Here is a 17604-nt window from a genome sequence, read left to right as displayed (position 1 = left end):
CCTTTTTCATATCCGGTGATGTTGGAAGAAGACGGGCTATTCCTCGGTTCGGATCAGCACCGTCTCGCCGATCAGGGCGAAGAGCACGAACGGCGCCCAGGCCGCGATCAACGGCGGATAGCCGCCGAAGTTACCCATCGCCAGCGCTGCATTGTCGAGCACGAAATAGGCAAAGCCCAGAGCCATGCCGATGACCGCGCGGATCAGAAGCTGGCCCGACCGCGCCAGGCCGAACGCGGCAACCGCGCCGAGCAGCGGCATCAGCACCGAGGAGAACGGCCCGGAAAGCTTGTGCCACCACGCGGCTTCTAGCTCGCTCGTCCGCCGTCCGGCGACCTTCATGGCTTCGATCGAAGCGGAGAGTTCGAACAGGTTTTCCGAATCGGCATCGACATTGGTGATCATGATCTTCGCCGGCGTAATGCCCGGGGCGACAGTGGCGGAGGCGAGCTTCGTCGTCGTGGTCGTCGCCACTTCGAAACGGGTGGGATTCTCGAAACGCCAGCCCGGGTTCTGGTATGTCGCGCGGTCCGCACGCAGCTGCTCGACAACCATGTCGTTCGCATCGCGGCGATAGAACGTCACGCCGTTGAGCGTCATCTGGCTGCCGTTCCCGGATAGACTCGCCGCCATCAGCAAGTCCTGCCCGTCGGCCAGATAGAGATTCACCTTCGCCTTGGTGTCCTTGGGAACAGGCCCGTACTTCACGGCCTGCCAGGCGTCGAGCGCCGCCGAGGCACGTGTGACCACGCGCTCGTTGAAGGCAAGGCTACCCACGGAAATCACCATCGCGGCGAGAATCAGGGGTGCCAGCACCTGATGCGCCGAAAGGCCCGCCGCCTTCATCGAGATGACCTCGCTGTTCTGGTTCAGCGTGGCGAGCGTGATGATCGTCGCCAGCAGCACCGAGTACGGCAGGAACCGCGCGACAAGCTGCGGTATCCGCAAGGTCACATAGTAGAACAGCTGGGCTTCGCCGTTACCGGGATAAGCCAGGATGTCTCCGCTTTCGCCCAGCAGATCGAGGACCTGAAGCACGAGAACCAGCATCAGCAGCACCGCCAGGATGCGGGTGATGAACAGCCGCGCGAGATACCAGGTCAGGGTGCGCGAGGGAAAGAATTCGAACTGCATCTCAGGAAGGGTCCGCGGGTTCAGGCAGGAGCGGTCCGCTCTGGCGGCGCTTCAATAGGGACTTGAGGCGTTTCACGACAATCTCGACGCCCTTCTCCAGCCAACCGATGGCCTGACCGCCGGGGACGTAGGCAACCCGCCAGTACATCCAGAGGATCAGCGCGGAGAGCATGAGGAACGGTCCCCAAAGCCCGAAAATCGGATTGATCTTGCCCAGGGAGGCAACGTCGGCCGCGTACTGGTTCACCTTGTGATAGGCGACGACCATGACGATAGAGACGAACAGGCCCAGCGCGGACGTAGAGCGTTTCGGCGGAATCGCCAGAGCCACCGCCAGAAGCGGAAGCAGCAACATCATCACGACCTCAACCATGCGATAGTTGAAATTCGCCTGGCTCGAGACCCGCTCCTCCTTGGGAAGGCTGTCATTCCAGCCGAGCTTGGCAAGTTCGGGCAGCAGATATTCACGGTCCTGCCCGCCGCGCTGGCGGAATTTCTCGATCTGGGGAAGTTCGATCGGCAGGTCATGACGCGTGAACGACAGGACGCGCGGCTCCTTGCCGGGCATGTCCTGAATGATCTGCCCCTGATCGAGCCGCAGGATGATCGTATCAGGTGCCCCCTTGAGTGCCAGGAATTGCCCCTCCCGCGCAGAAATCGAAAGCACCTGGCCCTTCTCGTTCGCGACGCGGGCGAAAATACCGATGAGACGACGCCCGTTGTCACGGCTTTCGTCGATGCGCAGCGCGATCCGGTCCTTGAGCGAAGTGAATTCACCGACCTTGATCGAGGCTCCCAGCGCACCCGATTTCAGCTCGTAGTTCAGCTCTTCGTAGTAATATCGCGCCAGCGGCTGCAGATATCCGACGATCGCGAAGTTCAACGCTGCCAGAACCAGAGCGATGATATAGGGCACGCGCAGAAGGCGGGTGTAGCTGAGGCCCACGGCACGCATGACGTCGAGTTCGCTCGAAGTGGCGAGCTTGCGGAATGCAAGCAGGATACCGAGCATGAGCCCCAGCGGAATTGCAAGGCTCGCATATTCCGGCAGCAGGTTTGCCAGCATCTTGAAAACGACGCCGATCGGCCCGCCTTCGGTCGCCACGAAGTCGAACAGCCGCAGCATCTTGTCGAGCACGAGCAAGGATGCCGCGAGCAGAAAAATGCCGAGCATCGGCATCAGCACGAGGCGGAAGATATAGCGATCGATGGCGCTGAAGAATTTCACGCTGAGAGGTTCACCGGGGCGTCGTGAGAAAATCGTGCTCCCAGCCCTTAACGGCTTGGCGCGAGTGGGCAAAGCGAATTGTCTTTGCAAGCGGAGGGAACATTCGCGCAGGCCGTTGTCGAGCGACAAACGGGCATTCGGATGCGGCGGACGGAGCCCCCAAAAGCTTCGCCGCCCGGGCGCGCCCGACCTTGCGCCATTTCACGGTTAAATCAGCCCGTTTCACGTTGCCAGCGTCAACCTTCCGCCGAATGGGGCGATCCCCGCGAGCGGCCTCACCTGCACTCGCATCGCCCCCCGACGAAAGCCGCCATGCCGTCCGACAATCCTGAAGCCATCCCCCAGCCTCCCATCCCCCAAAGCCCGCCTGAAGCCGCCATACCAGGCCTTACCGACGGGTTTCGGCACTTTGCCGCCAGAGCGCAAGCCGCAACACGATCGGACACTCCGATAATCGTCCGCGAAGCGATGCTGGTCCTGGGTCGCTGGCGGCGGCCTGCGAACCCGGAAAGCTGGAATGTTCAGGAACGGGAAGCAGCGAGGCTTCTGGGCAGGAACGACTGTGCCGGCGCTGCGATAGCGTTGCTGCCTGTCGGCGCGCTCTTGCGCATCGAATCGCTCAACCCGTTGCACGACTGGGCGGAAGTGACGTTACCGAATGGCGGACCGTCCGCAGAGGCCACGGCACAATCATCCGCAGCAGCGATCATCGCCGCTCTCTTCCGCGCTCTGGCCGAAAAGTATGAGGTCCCGCCCGGCAAGGCCACCACGCCCTGACCGGATCAGGCGAATCAGCCGTTCAGGCCTTTTCCAGCGTGCACTGGAGAGGATGCTGGTTCTGCCTGGCGAAATCCATCACCTGGTTCACCTTGGTTTCGGCGATCTCGTAAGGAAAAATCCCGCAGACGCCGACGCCCTTCTGATGGACATGAAGCATGACCCGCGTCGCCTGCTCCAGGTCCATGTGAAAGAAACGCTTGAGGACCAGCACCACGAATTCCATCGGGGTGTAATCGTCATTGAGCATCAGCACTTTGAACTGGCTCGGTTTTTTCGGCTTGGCCCGCGTCTTGGTCGCGACGCCGAGCTGATCGTCGTCACCGCCCCCCCGATCGGGATCCTGATCGTCTCCCGCTCCCACTGGTGCGGAAAGCACACGTTCGGCGCGCGCGCGCATGATGTGCGCAGGCACGGAAAGGGGCAGCTGGGAATCGACGACAGGGGAAAGCATGATGGCAGAATATCGTATCGGAGCGCCGGGAAACAAGATGTCCCGCCAAGATTGCGCCGATTGACGGCAGAACGTCGACGAGTTGCCTCGTCCGACCGTCAAATGATGACTGCGAGATAACCCGAAGCGGCTTAGGCAGCCGTCTGGCGGGCCTTTTCCACTGCGAGGCTAACGCGGCCCGAAAGCGGCGCGAACACGTCGCTCATCAGCTTGAGAACGGCTTCGCTGTTCTTCGAACCGTAGGCAACGGCGCTGTCGAAGTTCTTGCGGGCCAGATCACCCTGGAGCTTGAAGAAGTCGTTGGGAGACTTGGCAGCGGCAAGTTCCTTGATGTCACCGGTCAGCGTCTCGAAAGCACTGCGACCTTCAGCGACGAACTCGGAACCGAAGCCCTGGAGGCCTTCAGCGAAGATCTTGCCCGATTCGAGCACGGCTTCGACATTGCCCTTGGTGAAATCGCCCACTTCGCCGAACGCGACAGCGCTCTTTTCGAATGCGGCCTTCGCCTTGGTCTGAGCTTCGGTAATGGCATCCTGGAAGCCGGCGAAGTTAGCGCTCATGTCCATCGTTTTTTCCTCGAGCATGAATGGTGTGAAAAGTCCTGCGAACTTGACTGTCTTGGTCTCAGCGGTCTTTTTTGCCGCGTTGGCTTTTGGCGCCAAAGGCTTCGTCGCGGCCACGAGGACCGGCTTCGCCTTGGCGGCCTTGATGACCGGCTTTGCCGCTACGGGCTTGGCCGGAACAACTTTCTTCGGCGCGGCGGGCTTGGCCACCGCAGCGATCTTTGCCGCAGGCGCAGCCTTGACCTTGGCCACGGGCGCCTTTGCCGGCTTCGCCGCAGCCAGGACCTTCACGGCCGGTTTCGGCGCCTTCGCAGGCTTTGCCTTTACAACCTTCGCCTTGGCAGCTTTCGGAGCATCAGGCGGGCTGGCCTTGGAAACAGCTGGAGCCGGCTCGGCCTTGGGAGCAGGAGCGGCAACAACCGATTTCGGCTCAACGGCCGCTTCCGCGATCTCGGAGATGGGCTTTGCCGATTCCGTCTTCGGAGCAGGAGGCACTGGCTTGGGCACCTCTACCGGCGCTTTTGCAGCGGCAGCCTCATAGGCCTTTTCAGCAAGCACCTCATCCTTTGTCTCTTCCTGGCCGGCCATATGACTGTTCCTGCGTTCCTGCTGGCAAACGGGTCTCGGGCGGATCGCGATCAATCATGAGGCGGCGGATAATTTTCCGCCATGGGGCCCCGAAGCTGAAAGATTGCGATTCGGAAATATCTTTGTTGCAATGCACAATATGATTTCGCAGGAGCGAAGTCAATGCCCTTATGCTGCGCTGCAGCGCAAATGTTGCAATGCAGCATCCGCGGCGAACTGTGGCTCCCGCGGGGTTTTCGAACGGCGGATGGGCGACGCATCGTCCCGTAAGCAACGGCTTAACGGCAACGAAGTTTCAGTAAAATACGGACAAATCCTTGGATGCCACCATTTTCGCGCGGCAATTGCGAAGCGCTCTATCACGCCAATCTGAGGCGAAGGGACTACTCCTGCGCCGGACTGGCACTATTGATACCGCCGTCCGGATGCGAAAGTTCCGGACCGTCTCCGCAATGGGGCAAAATCAGCGCGTGGCCACGTAACGGCCCGGCGCATCCTCGATCACCTTATCCCCCCGGCCGCCGGGGCGCCGCTTTCCACGGGCGGGAATCTCAGCCGAATCCAGCTCCCGTAGCCATTCGGCCCAGTGCGGCCACCAACTTCCGGGATGCTCATGAGCCCCTTCGATGAAAGCACCGAGAGTGTCCGGCCGCGCATCGTTGACCCAGTACTGGTACTTGTTCGAACTGGGCGGATTGACCACGCCGGCAATATGACCTGACCCTGCAAGCAGGAAGGTCCAGGGACCTGCCAGATAGTGGGTGAGCTTCCACACGCTCTGCGGGGGCGCGATGTGATCTTCGCTTCCCGCCTGAATATAGACCGGCGTAGCGATCCGGTGAAGGTCGATCGGGACACCGCAAGCCTGCATCGAATCGGCGACCACCAGCCGGTTATCGCGATAGAGGTCCCGCAGATAGTCCCGGTGCCATCCCGCCGGCAGGTTCGTCACATCGCCGTTCCAGTGGAGCAGGTCGAACGCCGGATATTCCTCGCCCTTGAGGTAGTTCTTCTCGACGTAGCTCCAGATCAGGTCGTTGCCGCGCAGGATGTTGAACGTGGCGGCAAGGTAGCGCCCATCGAGATAACCTTCGGGCGAAAGCTTGCCGAGCGTCTCGATCTGCTGGTCGTCCACGAAGTTCTTCAGGTCTCCCGCTTCCTCGAAATCGACTTGTGCGGTGAAGAAGGTGGCACTGGCCACCTTGTCAGCCTCGCCCTTGCGCGCCAGCACGGCCAAGGTTGCGGCAAGCGTGGTTCCGGCGACGCAGTAACCGATGGTATGGACGGAAGGTACGCCGAGCCTTTCGCGCACATGGTCGATCGCTTCGACCTGCGCGGCGATATAGTCGTCCCACACGACACCGGCCATGCCCGCATCCGCCGACTTCCACGAAACCATGAACACGGTCACGCCCTGCCCAACGGCCCAGCGCACGAAGCTTTTCTTCGCATTGAGGTCGAGGATGTAAAACCGGTTGATCCAGGGCGGGAAGATCAGCAGCGGGGTCTTGAGTACCTTGTCCGTTGTCGGCGTATACTGGATCAGCTGGTAGAGCGGAGTCTCGAACACGACCTTGCCCGGCGTTACCGCGATGTTCTCCCCCAACACGAAGGCACCGGGCCGCGTGTGGGTGAGTTGTCCCTTGCGCATATCATCGAGCATGTTCTCGAAGCCGCGCACCAAGCTCTCACCCTTGGTGCGGCTCGCGGCTTCCAGAGCGACCGGATTGGTCAGGGGGAAGTTTGCCGGGCTCAGCGCATCGACGACCGCACGCGCCGCGAACATGAGCTGCGCCTTCTTCGCCGGCTCCAGCCCCTCGACCGCCCCGGCCATGCGCGTCACCTCGTCCGCGAACAGCAGATAGAGTTGGTGAAGCACCGCGAAGAACGGCTGGCGGCGCCATTCCGGATCGGCAAAACGGCGATCGCTACGAGGCAGTTCGGGCTGCGCCTCTCCATTGTCCTGCTTCAACCCGCCGCGGCCGAGACCGTACTGACCAAGCACCCCGTTGACGAGATCCACGGCTTCGCCCCACAGCCGCTGCTGGATCTGCGGATCGGAAAACGGCAACTGGCGCACTACCGCCTCGGCCGTGGCAATCCACTTCATGGGATCGGCATAATGCGGCGTGCCCTTCGCCTTGCCGAGTTGCTCCACCTGGAACTCGGTCCAGATCGAATGCATGCGGCTGGCAATCTCGGCCCACTGGACGGCAGTCTCGGCCTCGGGCGTACCTTCGGCCGGGACAAGCTGCCCGAACAGGCCCGTGACCTGCTGGGCCTGGCCCCGGAACATCTCGGTGAACAGGTCGGTGGCGTCGGTCGCCATATGCGGTCGAACTCCAATTGCAGCGGGCGATCCCGGGCGAATCCCCTCGCTTCGATACCTATCGACTGCACCGCCCGCCGCCAACCGGACAAAAGTTGCGCGGGACATCATTTGCACGTCGCACAATTGCGTATCGGCCATTTGCGCCGGGGCCTTATTCCCCTACAGGAACCCGCGCGGCACTTCTCGCCGCGTGTTTTATGGATTCACCGAGGTCATGGAAGACGAGTTCTACCGCATCAAGCGCCTGCCACCCTACGTTATCGCCGAAGTCAACGCGATGCGTCATGCGGCACGCCAGGCGGGTAAGGACATCATCGACCTCGGCATGGGCAACCCCGACCTGCCCCCGCCCGCCCACGTGATCGACAAGCTCTGCGAAGTCGCCCGCAAGGAAGACGCGCACGGCTATTCGGCATCCTCGGGCATTCCGGGCATTCGCCGCGCCCAGGCGAACTACTACGGCCGCCGCTTCAACGTCGATCTCGACCCCGAGACCGAAGTGGTAATGACGATGGGTTCGAAGGAAGGCCTCGCCAGCCTCGCCACGGCGATCACCGCCCCGGGCGACGTCGTGCTGGCGCCCAACCCCAGCTACCCGATTCACACGTTCGGCTTCATCATCGCCGGGGCGACGATCCGCTCGGTGCCGACCACGCCGGACGAACGCTACTGGGAATCGCTTGACCGCGCGATGGCCTTTACGGTGCCGCGTCCCTCGATCCTGATCGTGAACTACCCGTCGAACCCGACGGCCGAGACGGTGGACCTCGCCTTCTACGAACGCCTGGTCGCCTGGGCCAAGGAGAACAAGGTCTGGATCCTGTCCGACCTTGCCTATTCGGAACTCTATTTCGACGGCAACCCGACCCGCTCGATCCTCGAGGTGCCCGGCGCCAAGGACGTCGCGGTGGAATTCACCTCGATGTCGAAAACGTTCTCGATGGCAGGCTGGCGCGTCGGATTCGCGGTGGGTAACGCCAAGCTGATCGCCGCGCTCAAGCGGGTGAAGTCCTATCTCGACTATGGCGCATTCACGCCGATCCAGGCTGCCGCCTGCGCCGCGCTCAATGGCCCGCAGGACATCGTGGAAAAGAACCGCGCGCTCTACCAGAAGCGCCGCGACGTGATGGTCGAGGCGTTCGGCCGTGCCGGCTGGGACATCCCGAGCCCCAAGGCTTCGATGTTCGCCTGGGCGCCCCTCCCGCCTGCGCTGAAGGAAATGGGGAGCCTGGAATTCTCGAAGCAGCTTCTCACCGAGGCCGAGGTCGCAGTCGCGCCGGGCGTCGGTTACGGCGAGGACGGCGAAGGCTTCGTCCGCATCGCCATGGTCGAGAACGAACAGCGCCTCCGTCAGGCCGCGCGCAACATCAAGCGCTTCCTCGCCTCGAAGGGCGTGAACACACCGGCAGGCTGATTTGGACTACAGGCAGGCCATGACAGACGTTCAATGGCCTGCCTGTAAGAATTTAGGTGTTGTTCCCTAGGGCACATAGCCCAGTATATAGACTTCTTTTAACACCACTGGGGCTGATCAGATTGGGGGGGGAATGACCTATCTGGGAAAGAGCGAATGCCACGCGCCAAGATTTCGATGGCTGGCGCCTGAGACAATGCCTGAAAGACTCGACCTGCAACGCTGCGGCTGGATACTCGATCCAGACGGGCAACCATCGTCCGACTGCGTCGGGCTGATAGACGCCGCCGAACTCGACAGTGTCGAGTGGATGCGCCTGCTATCGTCGCTTCATCAGGAAGTTCGCAGATGCGTCCTGATCGTGGGCGTCCAGGAAGCGCGGGAACGCACGTCACTGCTCGAAATCGGCTTTGGCGATGTGGTGACCGATCGCATCTGCATCGAAGAGCTTGGCGCCCGCGCCAACCGACTCGTGCAGTTCACCCAATGGCTGCCCCGCAGCCGGCGGATCGGCCGACTGACCCTTGACCTGCTCGCTCGCGAAGCATTCGGGGACGGCAAGCCGCTCAATCTCAATCCACGTGAGTTTGCTCTGATCTGGCGCCTGGCCGATTCGCTCGACCAGTTCGTCAGCAAGCAGGAACTCATCTACGATGTGTGGCGCATGGGCTTCGTGCCCGAAACCAACAGCGTGGCTGTCCACATGTCGCGCCTGCGCCGCAAGCTCGCTTTCGTGGGGCTGGCCGGAGTTATCGAAACCTCGCCTTCCGGCGGTTACCGCCTGAGGGTTCCAGATGGTTGCCCCGTCGACGAAGCGTCGGCGCAAACCGAAGGGGCGCCGAAGTCCGTGAAGGTTCGCGCAGTCGCGCACTGATGCCGAAAGGCCTGACGCCGGACATGCGTCAGGCCTTTGAGCCAGCCTCGCAAGATCCTGCGGTGTGTTGATATTCGATACCGGAACCGCCGTTTCGATCGGCCGCGCACCGACCAGTTCGGCAAACCGCCGCATGGAATGACGCTCCTCGCTATGGAGCAGGGCTTCCAGCACTTCCAAGGTAGCGGCAGGCCATAGGCCGATGACCGGCTGCCCTGCGAGGCAGGCAGGACCTCTTCCCAATAGCTCGAGCAGGTTGTCCGGCAGGACGGCAGCATCCACCCCGCAGCTCAAAACCGCCTCGTAGCCTTCGTCGCGCGCATGGTGGAGCGCCGCGGCCAGGCCGCCCAGCGGCCCCATGCCGCTCCTCGGCCAATCCGGAAGCGTGGGCGCCGGCGCGGTTTCGCGGCCGACCACCACGACATGCTCGCACCAGCCCGAAAGCGCATCGACGGCAAGGGCAATCAATGTATGGCCGCCGAGTTCGGCCAGTGCCTTGTCGCTACCGAAGCGACTGGACTTGCCGCCCGCAAGGACTGCACCGAGGATCATGGTCGAACTCCGTGAAGAAATGGGAATGCCGGGACTGCACCCTAGCGCCTGAGTGAACAGTTCAGGAAGTGCCCTCAGGCGGTTTGGTTCCGCATCCTCTCGCCCCCAAGGCGCCCGCCTCTGCTTGCCACACCCCCGATATTGCGCTCCAATACCGCCATGAAGACATTGCGCGATCCCGGTTGCCTGCTTCGTGCAGGGCTGGAGCGAATTCGGACCCAGTTCTCCGTCCCGGAGATATTCCCACCCGAAACGCTGGAAGCCGCACAAGCGGCAGCCGCTCGCACGCCGCAAGATCATGCGGACCGGACTTCTCTCCCTTTCGTCACGCTCGACCCGGCAAGCTCCACGGATCTGGACCAGGCATTCGCAATCGAGGCATCGGGCGCCGACTGGCTGCTCCATTATGCCATCGCCGATGTAGCCTGGTTCGTGAACGATGGTGACCCGATCGACCGTGAAGCCTGGAATCGCGGCACGACGACCTATCTTCCCGATGGAAAGGCCAGCCTCTATCCACCGATTCTCAGCGAAGGAGCGGCCAGCCTTCTACCGCAGGTAGACCGCCCTGCTGTGATACTGACCGTGCGGATCGATCCCACGGGCGAAGCGAAGCTGGACGGCGCCGAACGGGCCATGATCCGCAGCCGCGCCAAGCTGGCCTATGAAACCGTCCGCGACGACGAACTGCCGGACGGTTTCCTCGACATCGCCAGACGGATCGATCGCGCCGAGGACAGGCGCGGCGCCGAAAGGGTGGACCCGCCGGAGCAGGTCGTCGAAGTTGACGGATCGGGCGCCTTCACCCTGGCATTTCGGCCCCAGTTACCCTCGGAGCGCCGTAACGCCGCGCTGTCACTTGCCGCCAATCTCGCGGTCGCCCAAACGATGCTGGATGCGAAGACCGGCCTCTTCCGCATCATGGCCATGCCGGACACCAAGGGCGAGGAAAAGCTGCGCACAACGGCACTGGCACTTCACCTGGACTGGCCCGCGCCATGCCCCTCGCCCAGTTCCAACGCCGCCTGAACCCTTCGCGGCCCGCAGAGGCTGCGTTCATGCTGGCGATCCGCCGTTCCGGCCAAGGCGCCAGTTACCGTCCTTTCGTTCCCGAGGAACTGCCATGGCACGCCGCCATAGCTGCCCCCTATGCGCACGCGACAGCCCCGCTGCGGCGCCTCGCCGACCGCTACGTCCTACGCACCGTCCTCGCTCTCACGCAAGGCCGGACGGTGCCTCAGGAAGTGTCGGAAGCTTTCACTACCCTTCCCCGGATCATGGCCCGCGCCGCCTCACGCGATTCCCGAATCGAAAAAGCGGTAGTCGACCTCGCCGAGGCCACCATGCTCGCGCATATGGAAGGCACCTGCTTCACCGCAAGAGTGACGGACGTTCGTGAAGAGAAGGTCCAACTCCAACTCCAGGACCTCCCCGTTATGGCCAGCGCCCGTGTCCCGGGAGCCTTCCCCGGCGATCTGGTTCGCATCCGCCTGACTCACGCCGACACGATAAACGGGAGCCTCACGTTCGAACCTGTCGACTAATTTCACCTTGATCGAGAATCTGCGTTGCACATCGCACGATCCGTTGTTAGGGGCGCCTCTCTCCACACGGATGGCCCGATGGCGGAGTGGTGACGCAGAGGACTGCAAATCCTTGCACGCCGGTTCGATTCCGGCTCGGGCCTCCATCTACAGCCTTTCCAAAGGCGTCTAATGGCGCCGGATAAAGTGGCTGTTTCCGCCAGTTTTGCGCGGCATATCCCCGAAGCCCACCTCGGATTTATCCAGCGCTCCCGTCCGGGCTGGCAGCCACCTCTTCATGGCCTTCGGAAATCCCAAGCAGCGCGGAAAAATGCCGGGTGGGTAAAACGCAAATTCCACCGGAAAACTCTGAACGAGTAATTCCAGGCGGAAGCAGCAGCGCCCTTCATCGCATCACCCAGGCCACACGCAAAGCGCACCTCGGAAATCACCGAGCCCCGAGCACAGCGATCAGGCCCTTGCGGGCTGGAATACATTTGTTCGAGGGAAATGGCGGAGCGGGAGGCAGCTACATCAATCGTTTAGTAAGTTGATATAGCTGCATATTTTTGGCCGCTATTTATGCGATACCATGCCTGATACCATGAATTGAAAATTTGCCCCCGTTCGAAGTCGTGAGAGGGATTCGAACCTGCGGTTTGATACCATGCTCCGGAAGCTCTGGCTCCTCCCCATCCATGTTCACCCGCATGACCAGTCCGAGGGTAGCGTCGGGTAGATGGGAGCCCTTCACGCGCTGGACGATCGCTCGCACGTCATAACCGCGATCAATCTTGCTGCCGACCCAGACGGCACGGTCCCGCTTCAAGTATCCCACCTTGACCCCGCGACAGCTTACCACGGCGACGGCCATCCGATCGTGCGGGTTCCCCGGCTCGCGGACTAGCCGCACCTCCTCGCCTGGGCGGCATAGCGCAAGCTCGGCTTGGCGGCTGGTGCCGTCTTCGTTGTCGTGCCGCTCGCCGATCGCCGGCAAGCTGAAATCGTTCCAGCCCATTTTGTCCCTTCACATGAGAACGCAACGGGAACAAAATAATCAGACCGAAATCGATTCGCATAGAGGATTTTGACGATGGGCAGTCTCGAACGACATGACGCCGCCGGCTTCCGCATCAATGTGAGCGAAGCCCCGGAGAAACCGATCCCCTTCGGGCGCTGGGTGCTGGAGCAGACCGGCCGGAGCGGCTTCCTCGGCCAGCTTGCCACGATCGCCAAGACCGATCGCGGCTTCCCCAAAGACGGCGGGCCGGATGCGGTACGCAAGCGGCTGGGGGACACCGGCGCCGACCCTGAGATGTTTGATGCCGTGGACGACGCCGAACTCGACTGGGCGAGTTTCTGACGATGGCCGCGCGGTATCGTATCGCGGTCTTCGGCCAGCCCCGTTCGCCATGGCGCCCAAGCATCGACGAGGCCATGGCGGATGCAATCAAGCTCAAGCTCGCGTCTTGGGATGAAAGCCGCCAGGAATGGTTCCTTGCAGTGCCGGTGGATCTGGCGACCGGTAAAGCTGAAGAAGATCGGCGCGCAGCCTGAACGCACATAAAAAGGCCGCCCCGCAGGCGAGAGGGCGGCCCTAAAAGTTTTGGACCAACGTTCGGCCTAGTCGATACGAACAATCGGCCTTGGCGACTTGCCTCGCGGGTCGTCTGGGAAATTAACGGTACCCAGGCACTTAAGTTCCTTGATGGCTATACGAAAAAGGCCCCGCCGAAACGGGGCCAAGTTCGATTGTGTGATGTCTGGCAAAAATGAGCCGTTCCCCTCTATCGCATGTAATCATGCGATATGCCCCTTTTTGGCAAACGCCGCACTGCGGGCCCACATAGCAGAAATTTAACTATGCCAGCACTGAACGTGGGTCGTATTCGTTCAGCATCCCCCCTTGGATGAGCAAAATATTAGCTAACGCGTAAGTTTAATCAATAGCCATTCTGGTTACCAATGCCGGCCTTTGGAATGCTATGAATCTTTTGCGCAGATTTCGGTTATTTTGCTCAAAAGCACCGGAGAGGTGACACCATGGTCTTGCCAATTTCGATCGAGAAAACCAGAGAGCTCATAGCTGAGCTCGAAGCGGTCCTAGCCAACCTGGATAAAGCTCAGGAGGCTATACCTGCCTGTCATGTATCACTGGCCATTGAACTCCTCCGACAATCCGCAGGTATGAGCGAGCGAACTCCGCCCGCTGCTCGCACGAAAAAGGGCGGGCGCGGCATGCGAGCCTAGGAACGCAACATGACGCTGGCACGATCTCAGCCAATTTAGGTGCGCAAGCCAACTACTGGAAAACGCCGCCATGGCAGGCATCCGATTACCAGATGCCTATCAATCCACTTTTGGAAACATTATGCCTCACCCTTATTGCCAATTCCTTTGCCCATGATACCGAGGCTCTCGCTGCGGCAGCGCGGAAGGACGTGTCCGATTTCATGCCATTGCAGTCGGGGCTGAGCCGGGGGGCTTGCCAGCCGGTATCGAGCCCGGTCCGCAGTGCAAAAGTTTGAAAACGATTAGCATCACGAAAAAGGGCCGCCATCCATGCCAGGGTGGCGGCCTTTCGGGAGTGAAGGGCCTTTGCGGGGGGTGGGGTGAATAGGCCCTGTGAACGCCTCTCCGTGCGTATACGCCTTGAACAGAGCCGGGCATGCTTGGTTCCCGTTCATTTGAACTTCATGGATTAACGTGTTTTAATACGGGCCTCTCCCTAAGAGATGGCCGGGGGGCCGCGTCATGTCGCTACTACCACAGCCGATACGCTGCCTGTTTAACAGGCATGCCGTTGCACGTGATAAAGTCCTATGGGATGGAACCCACTATCACAGCCATTGTGTGAGTTGCGGCCTGAAAATTCGGCGCCAGAAGCATGGTGTTTGGAAGCGAGACTGGTTGACCAACACAAACCAGGACGAAGCTGAATGAGTGAGGGTGGGCGGATGAGCGCAACGGCAACAAGACCCGCCGTATATTCTGATAAGGCCTATAATCCGACTATTGATACCCTGAAAGGGGCCTTGATCCTGCTAGTAATGGTCGGGCACCTCTTTACGGCGAAAGTCGATGGAAACCCGGTAAAATGGGGAATTTATGCCTTCCACATGCCCTTGTTTCTTGGCCTAGGTGGCTTTCTCCTAACAGTAGAAAGTCTGCGTCGGTTGAGTTTTCGCTCGTTGTGGAAAAAGTACGACACTCGAATGCTACTACCTTGGGCATTTGCATTCTTGCTTTGGATTTCGCTCGACAGCGTCATAACTCACGAAATTAACATTTCGTATTTTATCGAAGCTCTTCGTGAACCACCATATCACACTTGGTATATTCCAGTGTTCTTTTTCTTCATTGTGATCGCTTGGGCTGGGCGCTATCACTTTGTCCTGACTTCATTGATAGGTATCTTTCTGGGAGTTTTTGGCCTGCTCGCCTTGGGTGTCGGGCATTACACCGGACCTTGGCGGCATGGCTTCCCGATCGATTATCGCTATTTGACCATGATGCCATTTTTCTTCTTCGGATTTTGGCTCCGCCAGCGAGGCGCGTCTCCACCTAACGCATGGATTGCATTGCTCGTTGCCGCTGCCTTCTCCGCTTACGAAGCATGTTACTTCTATCCGGCAAACGCGGCCGAGATCTTTCCTTATCTGGCCCTAAATTTTAGCATGATCGCTGGCATGCCATGGCTCTTCCGACTGCATTGGAAAGTGCCAATCGTTACCGAGATCGGGCGCGAGTCCCTGTATTTCTATCTTTGGCACCCCTTCATTCTGATTGTGCTGAAAAAAGCGACATATCATTTAATGCCAGAAGCTATAGCTGGACTCTTCGCACTGGTGTTCACGATCGCCACAATGTGGTTCGCCAGAATGGCCATTTGCAACCTATCATGGCTATCGCTGCTGGCCGGGCTTCCGCGCAGAGCCCACTTGAAGGTGTGATGCCGACTCATAATGTTGCGCTCAATAGCTTGGGCGCGTATTAGCGAGTCCTGACTAAATCTGGATTCAAGGCTTAACGAGAGAAGGAGGCGAAGATGCTTCAAAATCTTGTGCTCGCGGCCCTCGTTCTTGCGAGTTTGGTCGGTCTTTATCGTTGGTGCCTGGACTTCAAAACTCCAGTACCCTGTCATTTCAATAACCCCGGTTGCAACAACGCTGAATGCGAAGACTGTCTCCGCTCAGACGCGTGGTAGCAACTCCCGACATCGTCATTTGACCGAAGGTTCAAGCGCCGAATTTGCACGGGCTTTAGCGTCGTGCTCGCGAATGGCATCGATCTTCGCTGCGCATTTTTCGAACCCTTCCTTGTAGATCCCGCGACTTGTGAAGACGTCCGCCGTCGTCTCCAGCGGCACGTCCTTCACCATGCAACGCTCCATCAGGCCGGCGTCAATGCCGCGATAGACCGGCTCCGCTGGGACGGACGCGATGTCACTGCTTCTGGAGCAGCCTGCGCAGGTCAGCAGGGATAGGGCGAGAAAGATACTCTTTGACCTCGGCATTGGTGGCCTCCAGTTTTTTGAGCTGCGCGGCAGCGTCCGTGTTCTGCTGTTCGATAAGGGCTAGCTTCTCCTGAAGCAGTAGGACGTTTTTCTGCTCAAGCGCCCGAATCCGATCTTGTTCTGCTGCACGCGCTGCCCAACTTTTGTTCGCGGTGGCCAAGTCCGAGATCTGGCGGTCCTTCGTCTCGATCTGGTCATCTTGTCGCTGGATGTGCAGATAGCCGGCGATGGTGGCGCCGACGCCGCAGACGGCAAGTACGCCGACCATCGCGAACAGTTCGGATTTGATGGGGGTGAGTAGATTACTCAGCCACTTCATGGCCGGTCCTCCTCTTGGGCAGGCACGACACTCAGGTCGAGGTTGGCGGTCGATTCTCCACACCAGGCCATGAGAATGTGTGCGAACCGGCCATGTGGCTTGGACGCCCAACCGCCGGAAGATCCACAACGCCCGGTTACCGCGCGTACGGCTCCGACGAGGGCATCCAGCAACGCTTCCTTGGACCATACGTTGAATTCGGTCCAAGGGACCGCCACCAGATCGATATCGCGGTTCAGCGAGCCGTGAACCGTGAGCGCATACCCAGCTTCCTTCGCGGCCCTACGCATGGCGGGTAGGATTAAGTCGAGTAAGGCGCGGTTGTATGCGCCCTGACAGATATCGTCGGCTTCGGTGCGCTCACGCATCGCTGCTCTCCTCGTATGCCTTGGCGATCACGGCTTGCCGCTCGCCCTGATCGTGAAGATCTTTCGTCACCTTCTGAAGTTCGGTCAGCTCGCCGCTGTCACGCTTCCAGCCCTGAGCCGTCCACCCGGCGCCGAAACCGCAGGCAGCAAGGATCAACCCTCCGCCGGCAAGCCATGAAGCGGGAATCATTGGCAGCTCGCCCGGTCGACGTTGCCGATCCGGTGCGCGATCCAGCCCCTCAGGAATACGGCCTGCGAAGGTTGGTTCTGGACAATGCGGCGATAGCGTTGCTCCTGCTGCGCATCGAGCGAGCCGAGGACGCGGGTGCAGAACGTCACGGCGCCGATGCTGCGCTGGCACGCTGAATAGGCGGCAATCGTCGCGCGCCCCACTTTCCCGTCCACCGTGAGGCGGGCCGGGGCACAGTTCGCGTTGATGGCGGTCTGAAGGTACCGCGAGGCGATGGCGGGCCCCATGTTGATGCCGGTATCGATCACCTCTGCCGCAACGCCCGGGTCCAACGTGAGCAAGGGGTAGAACCCCGGCCTGCTGACGTACATCTCAGTGTAGATCTTGTCCGCGCAGACGGTCGCCGTCGCGTTGCAGTTCCGCGGGAAATTCCGCATGTCTCCGAGGTAGCCGTTCTGCCGCGCCACAACCTGGGTGACGCCGGAATGCGTTGGGCCGCCGCGATCTTCCTTGTGGTTCACATAGCCACCCTCAACGGCATAGACACCGCCGAGAATGAGAGCGAGCGCGCTGGCGGCAGTGCCGCCGCGTCTGATCAGCGTCTTACGAGCCATTGCGCTTCCTTTCGAGCTTGGGCTGCCGGATTTGGGTGAGGATGACCGGGGCAGCCCAGGTCAGCAGGCCGACGCCAATGGCCCAGAGCGGGCGGTGACGTTCGGGAAGCAGGCGGCCGACAGCAGCCAGCGCCTGGGGATCGCTCAGCACGAGCGTA

General features: G+C 60.7%; 20 protein-coding genes, 1 tRNA gene and 1 pseudogene. 10 read left to right on the top strand and 12 right to left on the bottom strand.

The window, feature by feature from the left end; translation table 11 throughout:
• Positions 1 to 36 precede the first annotated feature (36 nt).
• Together lptG and lptF are read right to left on the bottom strand one after the other, a co-directional pair.
• Positions 37 to 1134 (bottom strand): LPS export ABC transporter permease LptG, encoded by a 1098-nt coding sequence (lptG, locus tag ADT71_RS20855; RefSeq protein ID WP_054439922.1) that lies wholly within the window; start codon positions 1132 to 1134, stop codon positions 37 to 39.
• Between the two features lies 1 nt (position 1135).
• Positions 1136 to 2362, bottom strand: a complete 1227-nt coding sequence (lptF, locus tag ADT71_RS20850) for an LPS export ABC transporter permease LptF (protein ID WP_054439920.1) — start codon at positions 2360 to 2362, stop codon at positions 1136 to 1138.
• Between the two features lie 468 nt (positions 2363 to 2830).
• Between lptF and ADT71_RS20845 the strand changes: the two genes are divergently transcribed.
• Positions 2831 to 3139 (top strand): hypothetical protein, encoded by a 309-nt coding sequence (locus ADT71_RS20845; protein WP_054439919.1) that lies wholly within the window; start codon positions 2831 to 2833, stop codon positions 3137 to 3139.
• A 22-nt stretch (positions 3140 to 3161) separates the two neighbouring features.
• On the opposite strand, the gene clpS is transcribed toward ADT71_RS20845, so the two are convergent.
• Both clpS and ADT71_RS34195 read right to left on the bottom strand, forming a co-directional pair.
• Positions 3162 to 3539 carry an ATP-dependent Clp protease adapter ClpS gene (gene clpS, locus ADT71_RS20840; protein ID WP_054440118.1) on the bottom strand — a complete coding sequence of 126 codons (378 nt, stop codon included), beginning with the start codon at positions 3537 to 3539 and terminating at the stop codon, positions 3162 to 3164.
• Between the two features lie 185 nt (positions 3540 to 3724).
• Positions 3725 to 4159 carry a phasin family protein gene (locus ADT71_RS34195; protein WP_231636075.1) on the bottom strand — a complete coding sequence of 145 codons (435 nt, stop codon included), beginning with the start codon at positions 4157 to 4159 and terminating at the stop codon, positions 3725 to 3727.
• Here ADT71_RS34195 and ADT71_RS34190 point away from each other — a divergent pair.
• The gene (locus ADT71_RS34190) at positions 4152 to 4697 is read left to right on the top strand and encodes a hypothetical protein (protein WP_231636074.1); all 546 of its coding nucleotides are present in this window, start codon (positions 4152 to 4154) and stop codon (positions 4695 to 4697) included. The two genes, ADT71_RS34195 and ADT71_RS34190, sit on opposite strands and share 8 nt — an antisense overlap.
• 510 nt (positions 4698 to 5207) lie before the next feature.
• On the opposite strand, the gene ADT71_RS20830 is transcribed toward ADT71_RS34190, so the two are convergent.
• Positions 5208 to 7073, bottom strand: coding sequence for an alpha/beta hydrolase (locus ADT71_RS20830; protein ID WP_054439915.1), 1866 nt, complete (start codon positions 7071 to 7073; stop codon positions 5208 to 5210).
• A gap of 217 nt (positions 7074 to 7290) precedes the next feature.
• Here ADT71_RS20830 and ADT71_RS20825 point away from each other — a divergent pair, with 217 nt between their 5' ends.
• A complete protein-coding gene (locus tag ADT71_RS20825; RefSeq protein WP_054440116.1) occupies positions 7291 to 8490 on the top strand; it encodes an LL-diaminopimelate aminotransferase in 1200 nt (399 codons plus the stop codon).
• A 196-nt stretch (positions 8491 to 8686) separates the two neighbouring features.
• Positions 8687 to 9364 (top strand): response regulator transcription factor, encoded by a 678-nt coding sequence (locus ADT71_RS20820; RefSeq protein WP_054439912.1) that lies wholly within the window; start codon positions 8687 to 8689, stop codon positions 9362 to 9364.
• A 33-nt stretch (positions 9365 to 9397) separates the two neighbouring features.
• On the opposite strand, the pseudogene ADT71_RS30600 reads toward ADT71_RS20820, so the two are convergent.
• Positions 9398 to 9856 (bottom strand): annotated as a pseudogene (locus ADT71_RS30600) (molybdenum cofactor guanylyltransferase); the annotation flags it as partial.
• Here ADT71_RS30600 and ADT71_RS34185 point away from each other — a divergent pair.
• The 4 genes from ADT71_RS34185 to ADT71_RS20805 all read left to right on the top strand — a co-directional run bounded on the left by ADT71_RS34185 (position 9788) and on the right by ADT71_RS20805 (position 11606).
• Complete coding sequence (locus ADT71_RS34185; RefSeq protein WP_231636073.1) at positions 9788 to 9931, top strand: hypothetical protein; 144 nt, start codon at positions 9788 to 9790, stop codon at positions 9929 to 9931. The pseudogene ADT71_RS30600 and the gene ADT71_RS34185 overlap by 69 nt on opposite strands.
• A 144-nt stretch (positions 9932 to 10075) precedes the next feature.
• Entirely contained in the window at positions 10076 to 10945 is an 870-nt protein-coding gene (locus ADT71_RS34180; protein ID WP_231636072.1) for an RNB domain-containing ribonuclease, read from the top strand.
• A 29-nt stretch (positions 10946 to 10974) separates the two neighbouring features.
• Positions 10975 to 11460, top strand: a complete 486-nt coding sequence (locus ADT71_RS34175) for a hypothetical protein (RefSeq protein ID WP_231636071.1) — start codon at positions 10975 to 10977, stop codon at positions 11458 to 11460.
• A gap of 72 nt (positions 11461 to 11532) precedes the next feature.
• Positions 11533 to 11606 (top strand) — tRNA-Cys (locus ADT71_RS20805).
• Positions 11607 to 12019: 413 nt separating this feature from the next.
• On the opposite strand, the gene ADT71_RS20800 is transcribed toward ADT71_RS20805, so the two are convergent.
• On the bottom strand, positions 12020 to 12457 hold the full coding sequence (locus ADT71_RS20800) for an HIRAN domain-containing protein (RefSeq protein ID WP_231636070.1): 438 nt from the start codon (positions 12455 to 12457) through the stop codon (positions 12020 to 12022).
• A 75-nt stretch (positions 12458 to 12532) separates the two neighbouring features.
• On the opposite strand from ADT71_RS20800, the gene ADT71_RS20795 reads away from it, so the two are divergent.
• Both ADT71_RS20795 and ADT71_RS30595 read left to right on the top strand, forming a co-directional pair.
• On the top strand, positions 12533 to 12802 hold the full coding sequence (locus ADT71_RS20795; protein ID WP_054439908.1) for a hypothetical protein: 270 nt from the start codon (positions 12533 to 12535) through the stop codon (positions 12800 to 12802).
• Positions 12803 to 14396: 1594 nt separating this feature from the next.
• Positions 14397 to 15392 carry an acyltransferase gene (locus ADT71_RS30595; RefSeq protein WP_165913283.1) on the top strand — a complete coding sequence of 332 codons (996 nt, stop codon included), beginning with the start codon at positions 14397 to 14399 and terminating at the stop codon, positions 15390 to 15392.
• A 269-nt stretch (positions 15393 to 15661) separates the two neighbouring features.
• On the opposite strand, the gene ADT71_RS31595 is transcribed toward ADT71_RS30595, so the two are convergent.
• The 5 genes from ADT71_RS31595 to ADT71_RS20765 form a co-directional block, all read right to left on the bottom strand.
• Positions 15662 to 15820 (bottom strand): hypothetical protein, encoded by a 159-nt coding sequence (locus ADT71_RS31595; RefSeq protein ID WP_156336722.1) that lies wholly within the window; start codon positions 15818 to 15820, stop codon positions 15662 to 15664.
• 64 nt (positions 15821 to 15884) lie between these two features.
• Positions 15885 to 16274, bottom strand: a complete 390-nt coding sequence (locus tag ADT71_RS20780; RefSeq protein WP_054439903.1) for a hypothetical protein — start codon at positions 16272 to 16274, stop codon at positions 15885 to 15887.
• Positions 16271 to 16642: a hypothetical protein gene (locus ADT71_RS20775; protein WP_054439901.1), complete on the bottom strand. Its 372-nt coding sequence runs from the start codon at positions 16640 to 16642 to the stop codon at positions 16271 to 16273. The genes ADT71_RS20780 and ADT71_RS20775 overlap by 4 nt, the downstream gene beginning before the upstream one ends.
• Complete coding sequence (locus tag ADT71_RS20770; RefSeq protein ID WP_054439900.1) at positions 16635 to 16832, bottom strand: hypothetical protein; 198 nt, start codon at positions 16830 to 16832, stop codon at positions 16635 to 16637. The genes ADT71_RS20775 and ADT71_RS20770 overlap by 8 nt, the downstream gene beginning before the upstream one ends.
• Positions 16829 to 17446 (bottom strand): glycoside hydrolase family 108 protein, encoded by a 618-nt coding sequence (locus tag ADT71_RS20765; protein ID WP_054439898.1) that lies wholly within the window; start codon positions 17444 to 17446, stop codon positions 16829 to 16831. Before ADT71_RS20765 ends, ADT71_RS20770 begins: the two co-directional genes overlap by 4 nt.
• Positions 17447 to 17604: the final 158 nt, after the last annotated feature.

Origin of the sequence: Novosphingobium sp. ST904 (assembly GCF_001298105.1) — a bacterium.
Taxonomy (GTDB): domain Bacteria; phylum Pseudomonadota; class Alphaproteobacteria; order Sphingomonadales; family Sphingomonadaceae; genus Novosphingobium.
This window is presented reverse-complemented; position numbering and strand designations above follow the sequence as displayed.